This window comes from Teichococcus wenyumeiae, from assembly GCF_003696345.1.
GTDB lineage: Bacteria > Pseudomonadota > Alphaproteobacteria > Acetobacterales > Acetobacteraceae > Pseudoroseomonas > Pseudoroseomonas wenyumeiae.
The window spans coordinates 226502-244196 of record NZ_RFLX01000003.1 but is presented as its reverse complement, the minus strand read 5'-3'; the positions used below and the strand labels follow the sequence as shown (position 1 = coordinate 244196).

Below are 17695 nucleotides of genomic sequence, written 5' to 3'. Positions count from 1 at the left end.
GCATCCCGCCTGACGCGGGCATCTGGCAGGCAACTGCGTGCAGTGCATCCGCCGTCAAGCTGATCACATCGGCGTGACGGTGTTAAACCAGGGGTAGATCAATACGTTACAACTTGCCGGTCTGCCGGGCCCAAGCCTAGTTTCAGTATAGGCCGCTCCCCACCCCCCAACACATGGGTTGCGACTGAGACCCTCATTCCCACCGGAGGGCGTGGCAGGCGATGAAAGGCACAGCCCTTTCTCCCTGCCACCTTCTGGGAAGACGCTTTACCCCCGGCGCGGCTGCAAGGTTCCCATCGCCACGCCGCTCAGCACCAGCGCCACGGCAACAGCATGATAAGCATGCAGGGCCTCACCCAACAGCAGGGCGCCGAGGCCGAGGGCGTAGGCCGGCACCAGATACATCGACATGCTTGCCCGGGCCGCGCCCAGCAGACTGACCGCGCGGCCATAGGCGGCATAGGCGCCAACCCCCGCCACAAGGCCCAGGAACAGCATGCCCCAGATCGCCTGGGCGCCAAGCGGCGGCACGCCGGCCTGCCACCATTCCAGCAGCGCCAGCGGCGCCAAGCACAGCGCCCCGCCCGCCGCCACCACCCAGAGCAGCACCATCGGCGGCAGCGCCACGGGCCGGTGCCGCAGCAGGGCCGTATAGCCGGACCAGCCCAGGATAGCGGCCAGCATCAGTGCGTCACCAGGGTTCACCTCCAGCCGCAGCAGGGCCGACAGATCACCCCGAAAGGTGGCCACGCCGATGCCGCAGAAGGCGCAAGCAATGCCAGCCAGCATCGCCGGCCGCAGTGTCACGCCCCAGACGATGCGTTCGATCACCGCCACCAGCAGCGGGGTCATGGCGGCCAGCAGGGCGATATTGCCGGCGGAAGTATAGCTGGCGGCGCCATATTGCGGTGCCACCGTCACCACGCCGCCCAGCAGCACCAGCAACAGCAACCGCGCCGGCGGCACGGCGCCGAGCCCATGGCGCCGCAGCCAGGGCCAGACCACCGGCAGCAGCAGCAAGGCCGCGACCAGCCAGCGCCCGGCGGCCAGGGTCATCGGCGGCACCGTGCCCGCCAGCCAGCGGGCCCCGAGCATGTTGCCCGCGAACAGCAGCGGCGCCCCGAGGAAGAGCACCACGATGCTCCAGCGGCCGCCCGTGCCATTCGCGGCTGGGGGAAGATGCATGGGCCGGCCGCTCCGCTCTGGGTTGATGCGGAAAGCCTAAGCTATGTAGGTCAGGACTTCTTACCGAACTACAATGCTGCTGGCGGCAGCACGGAAGAATTTTCCGCGCTGCCGGTTATAAACGGTAGAAGCTTCTGCTTTCTTCAGGCCGTAGCGGGGGCGAACTGCGCCGACACTTCCGACAGGGCCCAGTCCACCCAGGGCAGCAGCGCAGCGATGTCGCTGGTTTCCACCGTGGCGCCACCCCAGATGCGCAGGCCCGGCGGCGCGTCGCGATAGGAGGCAACGTCCAGGCCCACGCCTTCCTTGTCCAGCAGGCTGGCCAGCACCTTCGCCGCCGCCGCCTGCCCTTCCGGCGTCAGCGCCGTGAACCATGGCGCCACGATGCGCAGGCAGATGGAGGTGCAGGAGCGGATCTCCGGCCGCTCCGCCAGGAAGGCGACCTGATCCTGCCCCTCCACCCAGGCCGCCACGGCGGTCAGATTGGCTTCCGAGCGCGCCACCAAAGCCGGCAGGCCGCCCACTGCCTCAGCCCAGCGCAGCCCGTCCAGTGCGTCCTCCACCGCCAGCATCGAGGGGGTGTTGATGGTGTCGCCCTGGAAGATGCCCTCGATCAGCTTGCCGCCCTTGGTCAGGCGGAAGACCTTCGGCAGCGGCCATGCCGGGGTATGGCTTTCCAGCCGCGCCACCGCGCGGGGGGAAAGCGCCAGCATGCCATGCGCGGCCTCCCCGCCCAGCACCTTCTGCCAGGACCAGGTGACCACATCGAGCTTGTCCCAGGGCAGGTCCATGGCGAAGGCGGCCGAGGTGGCATCGCAGATCGCCAGCCCCTGGCGGTCATCTGGGATCCAGACGCCATCCGGCAGCCGCACGCCTGAGGTGGTGCCGTTCCAGACAAACACCACGTCGCGGTCCCACGAGACCTGCGCCAGGTCCGGCAGCGCGCCATAGGCGGACTTGATCAGCCGCACATCCGGCAGCTTCAACTGCGTCGTGATGTCATTGGCCCATTCGCCCGAGAAGCTTTCCCAGGCCAGCACGTCCACGCCACGCGGGCCCAGCAGCGACCACAGGGCCATTTCCACCGCGCCGGTATCGGAAGCGGGGACAATGCCCAGCCGCCACCCCTCCGGCATCCGCAGCACCGCCTTGGAGCGCTCGATCACTTCCGCCAGCCGCGCCTTGGGCTGCGGCGCGCGGTGGCTGCGCCCCACCATCGCGCCTTCCAGCGCCGCCAGAGACCAGCCCGGGCGCTTGGCGCAAGGGCCGGAGGAGAACATCGGATTGGCTGGGCGGAGGGTGGGCTGAGTGATCTGCGGCATGGTGGTGACTCTGGTTCTGTCGCGGCAGGGTTAGGCCGGTATCGGCGCGTCGATCAAGCGCGGCACGGGCAGGAAGACCTCGCCGCGGGCATAAAGCACCGCATGGCCGCCCATGCGGACACGGTCCCCCTCCAGGCGGCACCACAGCGTGCCGCCGCGCGCGCTGGCCTGGTGGCAGACCAGTTCCCGGCGCTGCAGCCGCGCCGACCAGAAGGGCACCAGTTGCGTGTGGGCCGAGCCCGTCACCGGGTCCTCGTCCACACCCATGCGGGCTGAGAAGTAACGGGAGACCACGTCATAGCGCGGGTCGTCCGAGGCCGCCGTGGCCATCACCCGCGCCTGTCCGCCCGGCACGGAATCCGGCATGGTGGCGATGCGGCCATGGTCCGGCGTCAGGGCCCGCACCGTCTCGGCGCTGTCGAAGAGGCAGATCCAGTCCCGCGCCTTCCAGACCTCGCGCGGCACCGCGCCCAGCGCGGCGGCCAGGCCCGGCGGCGGGCGCGTCGCGCGCACCGGCACCAGCGCCGGGAAGTCCAGCACGAAGCGGTCTTCCTCCCGGTGCACGCCCAGGATGCCGGAGGCGGTGCGGAAGCGCAGCGGCGCCACGGCCCCCAGTTCCGTCGCCAGCACGAAGGCCGTGGCCAGCGTCGCATGGCCACAGAGATTCACCTCGAAGCGCGGCGTGAACCAGCGCAAGTGCCACTGCCCCGGGCCGTCCGGCACGAAGAAGGCAGTTTCGCTGAGGTTATGCTCGGCCGCCATGGCCTGCATGACATCGTCCGGCAGCCAGGATTCCAGCGGCACGACGACGGCCGGGTTGCCGGCAAAGGGGCGCTCGGCAAAGGCATCCACGGTGTAGGTCGCCAGACGTGTCATCTTGAAGCCAGCCATCGCGAACCCTCCTCTGCCGCAGCGCGGCAAGCCGAAGCTTGCCAGAGACGAGAGGGTTGCGAAGCCGCACTTATCTCATGACAGAGCCGCGATCCTCGCCGGGTCCACCGTGACGCCGTGGTTCAGCGGCCCATGGCCCTTGCCCAGCCCAGGCGCCGCCCGCAGCGCCGCCTGCACGAAGCCCCGCCCGCGCGCCACGGCATCCCGCAGCACCATGCCCTGCGCCAGCCCGGCCGCGATGGCGGAAGCCAGGGTGCAGCCCGTGCCATGGGTATGGCGGCTGGGAATGCGGGTCCCCTCGAAAACCTCTTCGCCATCCGGCGTGGCCAGCAGGTCCAGCAGCCGCTCGCCCTCCAGGTGGCCGCCCTTCAGCAGCACGGCAGGGACGCCCATGGCCAGCATCACCCCGGCGGCCGCGCGCATCTCCTCCAGCCCGGTGATCCGCAGGCCGGACAGCACCTCGGCTTCCGGGATATTCGGCGTCAGCAGCGCGGCCATGGGCAGCAGGCGCCGCCGCAGCGTCTCCACCGCGTCCGGCGCCAGCAGGTTGCTGCCGCCCTTGGCCACCATCACCGGGTCCGCCACCAGGGGGATGCCCTGCCCGTCCTCGGCCAGTGCGTCGCAGACCGCCTCGATGGTCGGCGCATCGCCCAGCATGCCGGTCTTGACCGCATCGGCGCCGATATCGCGCAGGCTGAGGCGGATCTGCTGCCGGATGAAATCCAGCGGCACCGGATGCACGCCATGCACCCCCAGCGTGTCCTGCGCCGTCAGCGCCGTGATGGCCGTGGCGGAATAGGCATCCATCGCCGCGCAGGCCTTGATATCCGCCTGGATGCCGGCGCCGCCGCCGGAATCCGATCCGGCGACGATCAGGACGCGGCCCTGCATCAGGCCACCTTGGCCGGCAGCGCGGCGGCGCGGGCGCGGATCAGCGCGGCGAGGGATTCCACCGTCTCCTCCACCATGCCTTCCTCCTCCGCCTCAGCCATGACGCGGATCAGCGGCTCGGTGCCGCTGGGGCGGATCAGCACGCGGCCACGGCTGCCCAGCTTCGCCTCGGCCTCAGCGATGGCATCCTTCACGCTGCTGTCGTCCAGCGGGTTGCCGCCGCTGAAGCGGACATTCACCAGCCGCTGCGGCAGCGGCGTGAAGCGGCGGCAGGCCTCGCTGGCCGGCTGCTTGCGCTCCACCAGTTCCGCCAGCACCTGCAGCGCCGCCACCAGCCCGTCGCCGGTGGTGCCGAATTCGCTCATGATCATATGGCCGGACTGTTCGCCGCCGAGGTTGCAGCCGGTCTCGCGCATCCGCTCCGACACATAGCGGTCGCCCACCTTGGTCCGCAGCAGGTTCAGGCCCAGCCCGCTCAGGAAGCGCTCCAGCCCCAGGTTGGACATGACGGTGGCCACGACGCCGCCGCCGGCCAGCCGCCCCTGCGCCGCCCAGGATTCCGCGATGGTGGCCAGGATCTGGTCGCCATCGATGATCTGCCCCTGCTCATCCACCAGCACCAGCCGGTCGGCGTCGCCATCCAGGGCGATGCCGAGGTCCGCCCGGCGCTCCCGCACCAGCTCCGCCAGCCGGCCCGGCGCGGTGGAGCCGCATTCCTTGTTGATGTTGAAGCCGTCCGGCGAGACGCCGACGGAGACAACCTCCGCCCCCAGTTCCCACAGCACGGTGGGCGCCACCTTGTAGGCGGCGCCATGGGCGCAATCGACCACGATGCGCAGGCCGGAGAGGCTGAGGCGCTTGGGGAAGCTGGCCTTCACCGCCTCGATATAGCGGCCCGGGGCATCCTCCAGCCGGCTGGCGCGGCCGAGGCGGGAGGGCGAGGCCAGGCCGGTCGGCTCGCCCGCCATCAGGGCCTCGATCTCCATCTCCTGCGCGTCGGAGAGCTTCAGCCCATCCGGGCCGAAGAGCTTGATGCCGTTGTCCTCGAAGGGATTGTGGCTGGCGGAGATCATGACGCCAAGGTCCGCCCGCAGCGAACGCGTCAGCAGCGCGATGGCCGGGGTCGGCAGGGGCCCGACCAGCACCACGTCCATGCCCGCGCCGACGAAGCCCGCCGTCAGCGCCGGCTCCAGCATATAGCCGGAGAGCCGGGTGTCCTTGCCGATCACCACGCGGTGCCGGTGCGCGCCACGGCTGAAGAAGCGGCCGGCGGCCTGGCCCAGCCGCAGGGCGGTCAGCGCATCCATGGGCGCGCGATTGGCCACGCCACGGATACCATCGGTGCCGAACAGGCGGCGCACGGCCTGGGTCATGCGGGACGTTCCTTCACTCAGGGTCTCTGGTTGCGGCTCTAGCCGGGGCTGTGCCGCGCGTCCATCGCGCCGGCGCCGTCGGGTATTGGGGGGCATTCAGGCTGGCTCCACCGGCTGGGGCGGCGCGCCATCGGCACAGGCCTGCCACATCCGCAGCGCCTGCACCGTCTCGGCCACGTCATGCACGCGCAGGATACTGGCACCGGCGGCGGCGGCGGCCACGGCAATCGCGACGCTGCCGGCTACCCGCTCGGCCGGGCTGTCGACGCCAGTCACCCATCCTACCAACCGCTTTCGGGAGGCACCGACCAGTACCCGGCAGCCGATGCCCGCCAGCAGCGGCAGGCGGTTCAGCAGCAGCAGGTCCTGTTCCCGTGTCTTGCCGAAGCCGATGCCAGGGTCCACGGCGATGCGCCCGCGCGGGATGCCCAGCGCCTCGGCCGTCTCCACCCGCTGGCGCAGGAAACGCGCCACATCGAGCACCACGTCGTCATAACGCGTGGCCTCATGCATCTTGCGGAGGTCCAGCGCCGGCATGTGCATCAGCACCACCGGGGCACGGGCTTCCTGCACTACCCGCACCGACTTCGCATCCTGCCGCAGGGCGGAGATATCGTTGACGATCTCGGCCCCCGCATCCAGCACCGCCTGCATGGTGGCGGCGAAGCGGGTATCGACGCTCACCACCGCCGCCGTGGCCAGTTGGCGCACCACGGGCAGGATACGCGCGATCTCCTCCTCCGCCGTCAGCGGCGTGGAGCCTGGGCGGGTGCTTTCGCCGCCGATATCCAGGATATCCGCCCCCTGCTCCAGCATCGCGTGCCCGGCGGCGATGGCGGCGCGGCTGTCCAGGTGCTGGCCGCCGTCGGAGAAGCTGTCCGGCGTCACGTTCAGGATGCCCATTACCAGCGGACGGTCATTGGGCAGGCCGGCGAAAGGCAGCGGGCGGCGGGTCAGCGGCGGCAGCAGGTCTTCCCAGCCTTCCGAAAGGGCGGAGGCAGGATAGATGCCCTGCTCCTTTCCATCCTCGATCAGCCGCAGCAGCGAGAAGGCCGCGGGGCCGCCGGCCAGGGGCATGGCATGCCCGGCCCGCACCGCATGGAAGCCCGCCGGGCCGTGCAACAGCCCCAGGGGCTCCAGCCAGCGTTCGGCCATGGGGGATCTCCAACGAAAAAGGGACCCGCGAAGGGGTCCCTCTCTCTAGCCGAAATTCCACCGGAAGCGGAATGGCCCAGCCTTAAGTTCCCGGCTGCGGCGAGGGGTTCAGCCCACCCGGGCGCGGCGCCTGCGGCCGGCCGGAGGTCGGCACGCTGCCACGGCCGGCATTGGTCGGCTCGTCCGGACGGTTGCGCACCACCGGCTCACCCTTCAGCACCATGCGGATCTCATCGCCGGAGAGCGTCTCATGCTCCAGCAGACCCTTCGCCAGCGCGTGCAGCTCCTCGATATTGACCTGCAGCGTGTGCTTGGCCCGCGCATAGGCCTCGTCGATCATCGCCCGCACCTCGCTGTCGATCTCCCGCGCCGTGGCTTCGGACACGTTCTTCGACTGCGTCACGGAATGGCCGAGGAAAACCTCCTGGCTGTTGTCGCCATAGGCGATCATGCCGAGCTTCTCGCTCATGCCCCACTCGGTCACCATCATCCTGGCCTGGTTGGTGGCCATCTTGATGTCGCCCGAGGCACCGTTGGAGACCTTGTCCGGGCCGAAGATCAGCTCTTCCGCGACACGGCCGCCCATCGCCATGGCGAGTTCCGCCTTCAGCTTGGACTTGTGCTTGGAATATCGGTCGCCCGCCGGCAGGGACATGACCAGACCCAGGGCCCGGCCGCGCGGAATGATGGTCGCCTTGTGCACCGGGTCGCATTCCGGCTCATGCATCGCCACCAGGGCGTGGCCGGCCTCGTGATAGGCCGTCATCTGCTTCTCGTCGTCGGACATCACCAGCGAGCGCCGCTCGGCACCCATCAGGACCTTGTCCTTCGCCATCTCGAACTCATGCATGCCGACAGTGCGGCGGCCGGTGCGGGCGGCCAGCAGCGCGGCCTCGTTCACCAGGTTCGCCAGGTCGGCGCCCGAGAAGCCGGGGGTGCCGCGCGCGATGGTCTTCGGGTCCACGTCCGAGGCCAGCGGCACCTTGCGCATGTGCACGCGCAGGATCTTCTCGCGGCCCTGCACGTCCGGGTTCGGCACCACCACCTGGCGGTCGAAGCGGCCGGGGCGCAGCAGCGCGGGGTCCAGCACGTCCGGGCGGTTGGTGGCGGCGATCAGGATCACGCCCTCATTCGCCTCGAAGCCATCCATCTCGACCAGCATCTGGTTGAGAGTCTGCTCCCGCTCATCGTTGCCGCCGCCGAGGCCGGCGCCACGGTGGCGACCCACCGCGTCGATCTCGTCGATGAAGATGATGCAGGGGGCGTTCTTCTTGCCCTGCTCGAACATGTCGCGCACGCGGGAGGCACCGACACCCACGAACATCTCGACGAAGTCGGAGCCCGAGATGGTGAAGAAGGGCACATTCGCCTCACCCGCGATGGCGCGGGCCAGCAGCGTCTTACCGGTACCCGGGGGGCCGACCAGCAGCACGCCCTTGGGGATCTTGCCGCCGAGGCGCTGGAACTTCTGCGGGTCCCGCAGGAAGTCCACGATCTCCTCAAGCTCGCCCTTGGCTTCCTCGATGCCGGCCACGTCCTCGAAGGTGACGCGCCCCTGCTTCTCGGTCAGCAGCTTGGCCTTGGACTTGCCGAAGCCCATGGCCCGGCCGCCGCCGCCCTGCATCTGGCGCATGAAGAAGACCCAGACGCCGATGAGCAGCAGCATCGGGAACCAGGACAGGAGGTAGTGGAAGAGCGGGTTGACGTCGCTCTCCTCCGGCCGCGCCACGACGCGCACGCCCTTGTCGGTCAGCTTGCTGACCAGGGTGGGGTCTTCAGGCGTATAGGTGGAGAAGGAGCGGCCATCGGAGAGCTGACCCGTGAGGGTACGCCCCGTGATGGTCACGTCGCGGACGCGCCCGCCATTCACCTCGTTCAGGAAGTCGCTGTAGGCGACCTGCTGGCCGGTCTGGCGGGTAGAGGAATTGGGCTGAAACAGATTGAACAGCGCCACGAGCAGCAGCGCCACGATCACCCACAGCGCCAGATTGCGGCCGAAATTATTCACCGTGCGGTTCCCATTCGATCGCCAGGCAAAGCCGGCGCCCCGGTAAGATAGGACGTCAAGGCGCGTTCTGAAACCATGTCGCGTTCTTCATCCGGGCCTCAAGGCCAGAATCTCTAGCCCAAAGGGCCGCCGGCGGGGTCAAAGGCCAGTCGCGCGCCCTCACCCAGGCCCAGAGCCGGCACCGCCACCACTTCGCCGCCGCGCCGCAGCGCCGGCAATCCCGCCAGGACCCGCGCGGGCATTCCCCGCCGGGCCGCCCGCGCAACCCCGGCCGATTCCGGCCCGAGCGCCCCGATGCTGCTGTCCTCCGGCGCTGCCAGCACGCGCCAGCGGCCGTCCCAACGGGCTCCGATGGTGGCGGGCAGCGGCGGCGCGCAGGCGGCGGCCTCCCGGCACAGCAGTCCGTCCCGCCACTGCACCCCATGCAGCGTGCCCTGCCCGCGCCGCAACAAGGCCGCCACGCCCTCCTGCCCAGGCGTATGCTCGGCGCCCGAGAGCAGCCGCAACAGCGACGCCAGCGCGGCCATCGCCACAGTATCCTGCCCCAGCGCCGTGGCATCCAGCCGCGCCCAGCCTTCCGGCGCCAACCGCAACGCCCCGGCCAGCCGGGCTGCCACCGCATCCTCCTGGCGCTCCCGGCGCCGGGCGAAGGCACGGCCCGCCTCGGCCAGGGCGGCGACGCCGGCACCCTGCCCATCCGGGTCCGCCAGGGACAGGCGCAGGCGGGCGCGCATGAAACGTGGATTGAGGTTGGAGGGGTCGCGCAAGGGAACGACCCCGTTTGCTTTCAGAAGCGCCTCCAGCCGGGCCGGGGCCATGTCCAGCAAGGGCCGCAGCAGCAGCGCCTCGCCCGCCGCTCGTGCCACCGGAACACCGGCCAGCCCGGCGGGGCCGCTGCCCCGCAAGGCCCGGAAGAGCACGGTCTCAGCCTGATCGGCACGATGTTGCCCCAGCAGCAGCCAGGGCAGGCCCAGGGCGCCGCAGCGGTCCAGCATGGCCTCCAGCCGTGCCGCGCGGGCCCTTTCCTGCATGGCCGCGCCGCCGGGGAGTCCAAGCGAGATCACTTCTGAAGGAATGCGGTGGCACCGCAGGGTTTCGGCGGCCCAGCGGGCTTCCTCGGCACTTTCAGGGCGCAGGCCGTGGTCCACCACCAGCCCCAGCAGGCTGCCGCCACGGGCCTGGGCCCAGTCTCGCGCCAGAAGCGCCAGCGCCAGGGAATGCGGGCCGCCGGATACGCCCACCGCCAGATGCGGCGCCGAGCCGAAAGGCCCCAGAGGCGCCATCAGCGCGGCGAATTCCGCCGCGCCGTGTGCCTGCTCCGCCGCCGTCAGCGGCAGCCGGCGCGGCCGCGCGCGTCGGTGGCGCGGGTGGCGAGATTACCGCTGAGGCGGGGGAACTCGCTCCGCAGGTTGTTCAGCGTGTCGCAGGCCTCGCGCTTGGCGTTCAGGCCGATGAAGGCATTGGCCAGCCCGACCATGGCCTCCGGCGCGCGGGCCGACTGCCGGTTACGCTTATAGGCATCGTCATAGGCAATGGCGGCATTGGCATAATCGCGCCGGCCCAACAGGGCATCGGCCAGCAGCAACTGCCCGTCTTGGGCCCGGGCGCCACGGCTCGACACCACCTCGCGCGCCGCGGCCTCGGCGGCGGCATAGTCGCGGCGGGCCAGCGCCGCCTGCCCATCGGCCAGGGCACGTTCCGCCGTGCGAGGCGCAGCCGCGGCCGGCGGTGCGCCGGGGGCCGCCGCGGCGGGCGCCGGCGTCGGCGCAGGCGCCGGAGCGGTGGACGGACGGGAGCCACCGCCGCCATTCTCCAACTGCTGCAGGCGGTAATCCATGTCGCCCTGCAGCTTCTCGACCTGCTGCTGCAGCGTGCGGTTACGGTATTCGGCCTCATCGGCGCGGCCACGCAGGCGGCGCACTTCCTCGTCCAGCTGGTTCACGCGGTCGAGCAACTGGCCCGTCAGCTCCGAGGCTCCGCCAACAGGAGCACGGCCGGAGGGCACCGGCGCCGGCACATAGCCGCCACCACCGCCGCCGCGCCGCAGCTGCTCGACCTCGTTGCGGAGCTGCAGGATCTGGTTCTGCAGCGCGATGCCTTCACGGCTGTCCATCTGCGCCACGGCCGGGGCGGCCATCAGCGGCAGCAGCAGCGGCGCGGCGAGAAGAAGCGTGCGGAGCATGGTTCCATCCTTGGCAAGCGGCGGCACACGAATGCAAAGCGGCGGCCCCGTTGCCCGGAAGCCGCCGCTTCTTTCTCAGCCTATGCCGCCCCGCGTCAACACGCAGGGCGAAACAGGATCAGCGCACCACCGTGACGGCGCGGCGGTTCTGCGCCCAGGCTTCCTCGTTGGAGCCGAGGGCGGCCGGACGGTCCTTGCCGTAGGAGATGGTGCTGATGCGGCTGCCGGAGACGCCCTGGGAGACCAGGATGTCGCGGGCGGCGTTGGCGCGGCGCTGGCCCAGGGCCAGGTTGTACTCACGCGTGCCGCGCTCGTCGGCATGGCCTTCCATCGCGACCGTCACCTGCGGGTACTGCGCCAGCCAGGCGGCCTGGCGCTCCAGCACGGGGCGCTGGTCGCCGCCGACGGAGGAGCTGTCCAGGGCGAAGAAGACGCGGTCGCCGACATTGGCGACCAGGTCTTCCTGGCTGCCCGGGCGAACGCTGCCGGCCAGGCCGCCGGAACCCGCACCCAGGCCACCCGCGGCGCCGGCACCGGTGGCCGCGCCCGAGGTATCCTCGCTGGCGCAGGCGGTCAGCATGGCGGCAGCGGCCAGCGCGCTCAGAAGCTTGATGTTCATCGTTTCGATTCCTCTATGGCAGATCGAATTGGCGGCGCGGGTACCCTGAGATTGAGGCGGGTTCAAGGCACCTAATCGTCAAGGTTGCGTCGGGTTGCAGTTCTTTATCCTTTTACGCGCTGCCGGGGCTTTTCCGATGCTCAGGAGGACAGAAGCGGCGACCAGTTGGGGTCGCTGGCATCCGTGGGCGTCACCACCTGCCGCTCGTTGAAGCCCGCGATGTCGATCATGGACAGGCGCGAGGAATAGCCGCCGCCGCGCGAGTCGCGCGCCTGGCTTTCACGGTAGAAGGTCAGCACGCGGCCATTCGGCGCGAAGCTCGGCCCTTCCATGCTCCAGCCCTCGGACAGGATGCGCTCGCCCGACCCATCAGGGCGCATCACGCCGATGGCGAAGCGGCCGCCGCCCATGCGGGTGAAGGCAATGAGGTCGCCGCGCGGAGACCAAACCGGAGTCGCATAGCGGCCGTTGCCGAAGGAGATGCGCCGCGCGCCGCCGCCATTCGCGTCCATGACATAGAGCTGCTGGTCGCCGCCCCGGTCGGAGTTGAAGACGATCTGCGAGCCGTCCGGCGAATAGCAGGGCGAGACGTCCAGACCGCCGCCGGAGGTGAGCTGCCGCTCGCGCCGCGAGGCGAGGTCCACCACATAGATGTTGGCATCGCCGCCACGGGCGGAGGAGAGCACCACGCTGCGCCCATCCGGCGAGAAGCGCGGGGAGAGCGTCATGCCCTGGAAGTTGCCCAGCGCTTCCTGCCGTCCGCTGTCCAGGTTGAACAGGAAGACGCGCGGGTTGTTGTCCGCGTAGGACATGAAGGCGATCTGCCGCGCATTCGGATGGAAGCGCGGGGACAGCGCCTGCACGCGGCCGTCGGTCAGGAAGCGATGGTTCTCGCCATCCTGGTCCATGATGGCGAGGCGGCGGTTGCGGCGGTCGCGCGGGCCCGACTCGGCAACATAGACGATGCGGGTATCGAAGTAGCCCTTCTCGCCCAGCATCCGCTCATAGATCACGTCGGAAATGACATGCGCGATCTGCCGCCAGTTGGCGGCGGCGGCGGTATAGGCGGTGCCCTGGAGCTGCTGCTCCGAGTTCACTTCCCACAGCCGGAATTCGATGCGGGCGCGGTCGCCCTGCGGCTCGGCGCGGCCGGTGACCAGCGCCTGCGCGCCCACCACGCGCCAGTCCTGGAAGCGCGGCGCACCGGCGGCGGCATCGGCGGACTGGATATAAGCGGCGTTGTTCACCACGCGGAACAGGCCGGAATTCCGCAGGTTGTTGGCGATGACCTGGGTGATGTTCTGCCCCAGCTGGCCACCGGCCAGGTTGGGCAGCGCGATCGGAATCGGGTCGGTGCGGGCACGGTTGATGTCGATCACCTGCCCCGGCGGTTGGGCGGGCGCCGCACCCTGGGCACGCGCGATGGCTGGCGCAGCCAGCAGGCCGGCGCCACCCAGCAGGGCCAGGCGGCGGGAGAAGAGCGGATTGGTCATCGGACAAGCCCCTTCGGATTGAAGCGGAAGGTCGAGTTGTTGATCGCTTGGATCTTCTCTCGGGGGATAGGCAGCGGGCTGCATTTCGGATCCAGCAGGGCCCGACGCGCGCTCTCGAACACCGCGCGGGCGCGGGGGTCCGAGGGAACGCCACTGGGAGCCCGAACGTTGCGGATCGTTCCGCTCGGGTCCATGTCGACCTGCAGCAGCACCACAATCTGATCCAGGTTGGGCGCCCCGGCATCCACCGACCAGCACTCGCTGATGCGGTCGGCGACACCACGGATCTCACCCTGGCTCAGCAACGCATTGCCATTCGGCGCACCGCCACCGGCGGGTGGCCGGCCGGCGGGCGAACTGGCGCGGGCACGCGGCGCTTCCTGCTGCGCCTGGGCGGCGCGCAGGCGCTCCAGCGTGTTCTGCACGCTGTTGCTGTTCTCGGATGGCCGCTGCACCGGCGGCGTCCGGCCGGTGCCGGCCTGCTTGCTCGGCTCAGGCGCCGGGGGCGTCTGGCTCGGGCGGCTGTCCGGGCGCGGCGGCGCGGGCGGCGCGGCGGAAGCCTGCTGCTGCGGCGGCGTCGGCGGCGTGCGCTCCGCCTGCTGCGGCGGCGGCGGCGGTGCCGGGGCCGGCGGCGGCGGCATGGGCAGCGGCGGCGAAGGCGCCTCGGCCTGCTGCGCCGGCACGGGCGAAGGCGTGGGGGCCGGCGGCGGCGTGGGCACCGGGCGCGGCGGCGTGGGCGCGGGCGGCGCCGGGGTGGGCGTCGGTGGCGTCTGGGCCGGGCGCGGCGGTGGTGGCGTGGGGGTCGGCGGCGCGGGCGCGGGCGGCGGCGGGGTCGGCGTGGGGGCCGGTGCCGGCGGCGCGGGGGTCGGTGGGGTTGGCGTCGGCGGCGCCGGCGTCGGGTTCGGCGCGGGCGGCGGCGGCGGGGGTGGCGGCGGCGGGGTCGGCGTGGCCGATTGCGGCAGGTCCGGCGTCACCGGCTGGCTGGAATCGGGCGTCTGCTCGGGCGCCGGGGGTGCCGGCAAGGGCAGCGGGTTGGGCGCCTGTGCCAGCTGCGGGTTGTCAGCCGGCATCAGCTCGACCGTGATGGCCTGCTCTTGCGGTTCTTGAAGTTCGGGCTTGGGCAGGCCGATCAGCAGCAGCAGCGCGATCAGCGCATGCAGCACCGCGGATACGGTCGCCCAGAAGCGGAGGCCAGAACGGGCCATCAGGGGAATGCCGTTCCTCTTAGCGACGCTGCGGCTGGGCGGGCGCGGGGGTCGCGGGGCGCGTGCCACCAGCGGCGGGCGTGCCCGAGGGCTGCTCGGCCAGCAGGGCGACCTTGGTGAAGCCGGCGGCGGAGACGGTGCCCATCACCTCCATCACCCGGCCGTAATTGATGCCCTTGTCGCCGCGCACGAAGATGCGGCGTTCCGGCGCACCGGCGGGCTGCTCGGCCAGGATGGCGCGCAGGCGCTCCACCAGCCCTTCGGTCGGCACCTCGGATTCCTGGATGAAGATCCGGCCCTCGGCATTGACGGAAATGGTCAGCGGCTCGGTTTCCTGGTTGAGGGCCGAGGCATTGGTCTTGGGCAGGTCCACCGGCACGCCCACCGTCATCAGCGGCGCGGCCACCATGAAGATGATCAGCAGGACCAGCATGACGTCGACCAGCGGCGTCACGTTGATCTCAGCCATCGCGCGGTAGCGGCCGCGGCCCTTGCCGCCGCCCATTCCCGACATCGCCATGGTTCAGACGCGCTCCTCGGCCTGGCGGGAGAGGATGGCGGCGAATTCGGTGGCGAAGCCTTCCAGGCGGCCGGCGAAGCGCGACAGGTCGGTGGTGATTTTGTTGTAGGCCAGCACCGCCGGAATGGCGGCCACCAGGCCGATGGCGGTGGCGAACAGCGCCTCGGCGATGCCGGGGGCCACCACGGCCAGGTTGGTGTTGTTCATGCCGGCGATGGCGCTGAACGAATTCATGATGCCCCAGACCGTGCCGAAAAGGCCGACAAAGGGGCCGACGGAGCCGACGGAGGCCAGGAAGACCATCCAGCGCTCCATGCCGTCCATCTCCCGCTGGATGGCGACGGTCATGGCCCGCTCGGCGCGCTGCTGCATGCCGGCGCCATGCGGCGCGCCCTCGCCCGGGCGGGTGGAGCTGCGCTCCCATTCCCGCATGGCGGCGCCGAAGACGGCGGCCATGGGGTGGTTCGGGCGCTCGCCCTCCGACTGGAAGAGCTGCTCCAGGCTGCCGCCGGACCAGAACTTCTCCTCGAAGGCATCGGCGGCGCGGTTCACCCGGCGCAGCGTCGTCACCTTCTCGAAGACCACGGCCCAGACCCAGATGCTGGCGGCGAGCAGCCCCAGCATCACCAGCTTCACGATCCAGTCGGCCTGCAGGAACAAACCCCACAGGGAAAGGTCGTGCGCCACCTGGCCGAGATCCGACGCACTCACGCTGCCACCCACGGCCATCTCCTTCGCCTAGGGCCACCACGGCGGCCCTTCATCCCGTCAGGCGGGCGGCGTCAGGCCGCTCCGCTCAGTCATTCCGTCACGCAAGGCGCTGCGCCAGGGCTCGGGGATCGCCGCGGGGCGCATGTTCTCGCCCCGCACACAGACCAGCCCGACCTTGAGCCTCGCCCTCTCCGCCCCCGACGCCGCGTCCAGCACCTTCTGGTCGAGATCGACCGAGGCACCGCGCAACGCCAGCACGCTCGTCTCGACCACCACGGAATCGTCGAGCCGCGCGGGGGCCACATACTCCACTTCGAGCCGTCGCACCACGAGCATCGAAGCGTGACGTTGGATCATAAGTTGATGCGGCAAATCTATGGCACGCAACGATTCAGTGCGCGCCCGCTCCGCCCAGCGGAGGTAGTTGGCATGGTAAACAATGCCTCCGGCGTCGGTGTCCTCGAAGTAAACGCGCAGCGGAAAACGGTGCGGCCACATCGCGCTCAGAAGCCCCCCAGCAGATCCGCTTGGCTGCCCTGCGGCGGCGTCATGCCCAGGTGCCGCCAGCCCGGCTCGCCCAGCACACGGCCACGGGGGGTGCGAAGAACGAAGCCTTCCTGGATCAGGTAGGGCTCCACCACTTCCTCCAGCGTATCCCGCCCCTCGGAGAGCGCGGCGGCCAGCGTTTCCACGCCCACCGGGCCGCCGCCGTGATGCTCGGCGATGCGGCGGAGGTAGCGGCGGTCCTGCGCATCCAGCCCGCGCGCATCCACTTCCAGCCGCCGCAGCGAGTCGTCGGCCATGGCGCGGTCGGCTTCCTGGCCGGAGACCAGCGCGAAATCACGCACCCGCCGCAGCAGCCGCCCGGCGATCCGGGGCGTGCCGCGGGAACGGTTGGCGATTTCCCGCGCCCCATCCTCGGTCAGGGAGAAGCCCAGCTTCTGCGCGCCACGGCGGACGATCAGCAGCAGTTCCTCGGGTGTATAAAATTGTAGGCGCAGCGGAATGCCGAAACGGTCGCGCAGCGGCGTGGCCAGCAACCCGGCCCGCGTCGTGGCGCCGACCAGGGTGAAGGGCGGCAGGTCGATCCGCACGGTGCGCGCCGCAGGCCCCTCCCCGATGATCAGGTCGAGCTGGAAATCCTCCATCGCGGGATAAAGGGTTTCCTCGATCGCCGGCTGCAGGCGGTGGATTTCATCCACGAACAGCACATCGCGCGGCTGCAGGTTGGTCAGAATGGCCGCGAGGTCGCCGGCCCGCTGCAACACCGGGCCGGAGGTGGCGCGGAAGCCGACGCCCAGTTCCCGCGCCACGATCTGCGCCAGGGTCGTCTTGCCCAGGCCCGGCGGGCCGTGCAGCAGCACATGGTCCAGCGCCTCGCCACGCGTCTTGGCCGCCTGGATGAAGATGGACAGGTTCTCGCGCAGCGCCTTCTGGCCGGTGAAGTCGTCCAGCGTCTGCGGCCGCAGGGTGGCCTCGGCGGCGTCTTCCTCGGAGCGATGCGGGTCGGAGATGCGGTCGCTCATCGCGGCGCCAGCTCCTTCAGGCTTTCACGGATCAATTGCTCCAGTGCCACGCCCTCGCCCAGCCGGTCGGCCACGCGGGTGACGACGGCCTGCGCCTCCGGCCGCTTCCAGCCGAGGTTCAGCAGCACGGAGACGGTCTCGGCCACCACGGAATTGGCCGGCAGCGGCAGCGCGGCGCCGGTGCTGGGGGCGAAGGCGGGGCCGATGGGCATGCCGCCGACCTTGCTCTGCAATTCCGAGATTAGCCGAATCGCCAGCTTCGGGCCGACGCCTGCCGCACGGGTCAGCGAACCCTTGTCGCCCGCCAGGATGGCGCGGGCCATATCGGCCGGCGACAGGGCCGAGAGCAGCGAGAGCGCCACCTTGGGGCCTACGCTCTGAATGCCGGTCAGCAGCCGGAACCAGTCGCGCTCGGCGGCATCGGCGAAGCCGTAGAGGGTGATGGCATCCTCCCGCACCGCCGTCTCGATCAGCAGCGAGGCCACGGCCGGCGGCGCCGGCAGCGCCGAGAGCGCGCGGGAGGAGCAGGAAACCAGATACCCCACCCCGTTCACGTCGAAGATGCAGCCGCCTTCGAAGGCCGAGTCGAGCTTGCCGGTCAGTTTTCCAATCAT

The 17695-nt window shown here is 70.5% G+C and carries 17 protein-coding genes; all 17 read right to left on the bottom strand.

Annotated features, from left to right (window positions below):
* Nucleotides 1-267 precede the first annotated feature (267 nt).
* A complete protein-coding gene (locus EBE87_RS06555) occupies nucleotides 268-1185 on the bottom strand; it encodes a DMT family transporter (RefSeq protein ID WP_120637554.1) in 918 nt (305 codons plus the stop codon).
* Nucleotides 1186-1328: 143 nt separating this feature from the next.
* Entirely contained in the window at nucleotides 1329-2507 is a 1179-nt protein-coding gene (locus EBE87_RS06550) for a phosphoserine transaminase (protein WP_120637555.1), read from the bottom strand.
* A gap of 30 nt (nucleotides 2508-2537) precedes the next feature.
* Nucleotides 2538-3398: a PhzF family phenazine biosynthesis protein gene (locus EBE87_RS06545; RefSeq protein ID WP_120637556.1), complete on the bottom strand. Its 861-nt coding sequence runs from the start codon at nucleotides 3396-3398 to the stop codon at nucleotides 2538-2540.
* Nucleotides 3399-3473: 75 nt separating this feature from the next.
* Entirely contained in the window at nucleotides 3474-4289 is an 816-nt protein-coding gene (thiD, locus tag EBE87_RS06540; protein ID WP_120637557.1) for a bifunctional hydroxymethylpyrimidine kinase/phosphomethylpyrimidine kinase, read from the bottom strand.
* The gene (glmM, locus tag EBE87_RS06535; protein WP_120637558.1) at nucleotides 4289-5662 is read right to left on the bottom strand and encodes a phosphoglucosamine mutase; all 1374 of its coding nucleotides are present in this window, start codon (nucleotides 5660-5662) and stop codon (nucleotides 4289-4291) included. The genes thiD and glmM overlap by 1 nt, the downstream gene beginning before the upstream one ends.
* A gap of 96 nt (nucleotides 5663-5758) precedes the next feature.
* On the bottom strand, nucleotides 5759-6817 hold the full coding sequence (gene folP / locus EBE87_RS06530; RefSeq protein ID WP_120637559.1) for a dihydropteroate synthase: 1059 nt from the start codon (nucleotides 6815-6817) through the stop codon (nucleotides 5759-5761).
* An 82-nt stretch (nucleotides 6818-6899) separates the two neighbouring features.
* A complete protein-coding gene (ftsH, locus tag EBE87_RS06525) occupies nucleotides 6900-8825 on the bottom strand; it encodes an ATP-dependent zinc metalloprotease FtsH (protein ID WP_120637560.1) in 1926 nt (641 codons plus the stop codon).
* Between the two features lie 113 nt (nucleotides 8826-8938).
* The gene (gene tilS, locus EBE87_RS06520) at nucleotides 8939-10108 is read right to left on the bottom strand and encodes a tRNA lysidine(34) synthetase TilS (protein ID WP_120637561.1); all 1170 of its coding nucleotides are present in this window, start codon (nucleotides 10106-10108) and stop codon (nucleotides 8939-8941) included.
* Nucleotides 10109-10152: 44 nt separating this feature from the next.
* Nucleotides 10153-11007, bottom strand: a complete 855-nt coding sequence (locus EBE87_RS06515) for a YbgF trimerization domain-containing protein (protein WP_122139939.1) — start codon at nucleotides 11005-11007, stop codon at nucleotides 10153-10155.
* Nucleotides 11008-11125: 118 nt separating this feature from the next.
* Nucleotides 11126-11626, bottom strand: coding sequence for a peptidoglycan-associated lipoprotein Pal (gene pal, locus EBE87_RS06510; protein ID WP_120641144.1), 501 nt, complete (start codon nucleotides 11624-11626; stop codon nucleotides 11126-11128).
* A 140-nt stretch (nucleotides 11627-11766) separates the two neighbouring features.
* Nucleotides 11767-13119, bottom strand: coding sequence for a Tol-Pal system beta propeller repeat protein TolB (gene tolB / locus EBE87_RS06505; RefSeq protein ID WP_120641143.1), 1353 nt, complete (start codon nucleotides 13117-13119; stop codon nucleotides 11767-11769).
* Entirely contained in the window at nucleotides 13116-14324 is a 1209-nt protein-coding gene (locus EBE87_RS06500; protein WP_122139938.1) for a hypothetical protein, read from the bottom strand. Before EBE87_RS06500 ends, tolB begins: the two co-directional genes overlap by 4 nt.
* A gap of 19 nt (nucleotides 14325-14343) precedes the next feature.
* Nucleotides 14344-14844: a protein TolR gene (tolR, locus tag EBE87_RS06495; protein WP_120640616.1), complete on the bottom strand. Its 501-nt coding sequence runs from the start codon at nucleotides 14842-14844 to the stop codon at nucleotides 14344-14346.
* Between the two features lie 3 nt (nucleotides 14845-14847).
* Nucleotides 14848-15567, bottom strand: a complete 720-nt coding sequence (gene tolQ, locus EBE87_RS06490) for a protein TolQ (RefSeq protein ID WP_408887698.1) — start codon at nucleotides 15565-15567, stop codon at nucleotides 14848-14850.
* 45 nt (nucleotides 15568-15612) lie between these two features.
* Nucleotides 15613-16053, bottom strand: coding sequence for a YbgC/FadM family acyl-CoA thioesterase (locus EBE87_RS06485; protein ID WP_120640614.1), 441 nt, complete (start codon nucleotides 16051-16053; stop codon nucleotides 15613-15615).
* Between the two features lie 5 nt (nucleotides 16054-16058).
* The gene (ruvB, locus tag EBE87_RS06480) at nucleotides 16059-17081 is read right to left on the bottom strand and encodes a Holliday junction branch migration DNA helicase RuvB (RefSeq protein WP_120640613.1); all 1023 of its coding nucleotides are present in this window, start codon (nucleotides 17079-17081) and stop codon (nucleotides 16059-16061) included.
* Nucleotides 17078-17695 carry a Holliday junction branch migration protein RuvA gene (gene ruvA, locus EBE87_RS06475; protein WP_120640612.1) on the bottom strand — a complete coding sequence of 206 codons (618 nt, stop codon included), beginning with the start codon at nucleotides 17693-17695 and terminating at the stop codon, nucleotides 17078-17080. Before ruvA ends, ruvB begins: the two co-directional genes overlap by 4 nt.

Excerpts from the sequence above, each read along its gene's own strand:
- pal (WP_120641144.1), bottom strand. The coding sequence starts at position 11,626 with ATGAACATCAAGCTTCTGAGCGCGCTGGCCGCTGCCGCCATGCTGACC.
- tilS (WP_120637561.1), bottom strand. The coding sequence starts at position 10,108 with ATGGCGCCTCTGGGGCCTTTCGGCTCGGCGCCGCATCTGGCGGTGGGC.
- EBE87_RS06550 (WP_120637555.1), bottom strand. The coding sequence starts at position 2,507 with ATGCCGCAGATCACTCAGCCCACCCTCCGCCCAGCCAATCCGATGTTC.
- EBE87_RS06515 (WP_122139939.1), bottom strand. The coding sequence starts at position 11,007 with ATGCTCCGCACGCTTCTTCTCGCCGCGCCGCTGCTGCTGCCGCTGATG.
- ruvA (WP_120640612.1), bottom strand. The coding sequence starts at position 17,695 with ATGATTGGAAAACTGACCGGCAAGCTCGACTCGGCCTTCGAAGGCGGC.
- folP (WP_120637559.1), bottom strand. The coding sequence starts at position 6,817 with ATGGCCGAACGCTGGCTGGAGCCCCTGGGGCTGTTGCACGGCCCGGCG.
- EBE87_RS06485 (WP_120640614.1), bottom strand. The coding sequence starts at position 16,053 with ATGTGGCCGCACCGTTTTCCGCTGCGCGTTTACTTCGAGGACACCGAC.
- tolB (WP_120641143.1), bottom strand. The coding sequence starts at position 13,119 with ATGACCAATCCGCTCTTCTCCCGCCGCCTGGCCCTGCTGGGTGGCGCC.
- ruvB (WP_120640613.1), bottom strand. The coding sequence starts at position 17,081 with ATGAGCGACCGCATCTCCGACCCGCATCGCTCCGAGGAAGACGCCGCC.
- glmM (WP_120637558.1), bottom strand. The coding sequence starts at position 5,662 with ATGACCCAGGCCGTGCGCCGCCTGTTCGGCACCGATGGTATCCGTGGC.
- tolR (WP_120640616.1), bottom strand. The coding sequence starts at position 14,844 with ATGGCGATGTCGGGAATGGGCGGCGGCAAGGGCCGCGGCCGCTACCGC.
- thiD (WP_120637557.1), bottom strand. The coding sequence starts at position 4,289 with ATGCAGGGCCGCGTCCTGATCGTCGCCGGATCGGATTCCGGCGGCGGC.
- EBE87_RS06555 (WP_120637554.1), bottom strand. The coding sequence starts at position 1,185 with ATGCATCTTCCCCCAGCCGCGAATGGCACGGGCGGCCGCTGGAGCATC.
- EBE87_RS06500 (WP_122139938.1), bottom strand. The coding sequence starts at position 14,324 with ATGGCCCGTTCTGGCCTCCGCTTCTGGGCGACCGTATCCGCGGTGCTG.
- EBE87_RS06545 (WP_120637556.1), bottom strand. The coding sequence starts at position 3,398 with ATGGCTGGCTTCAAGATGACACGTCTGGCGACCTACACCGTGGATGCC.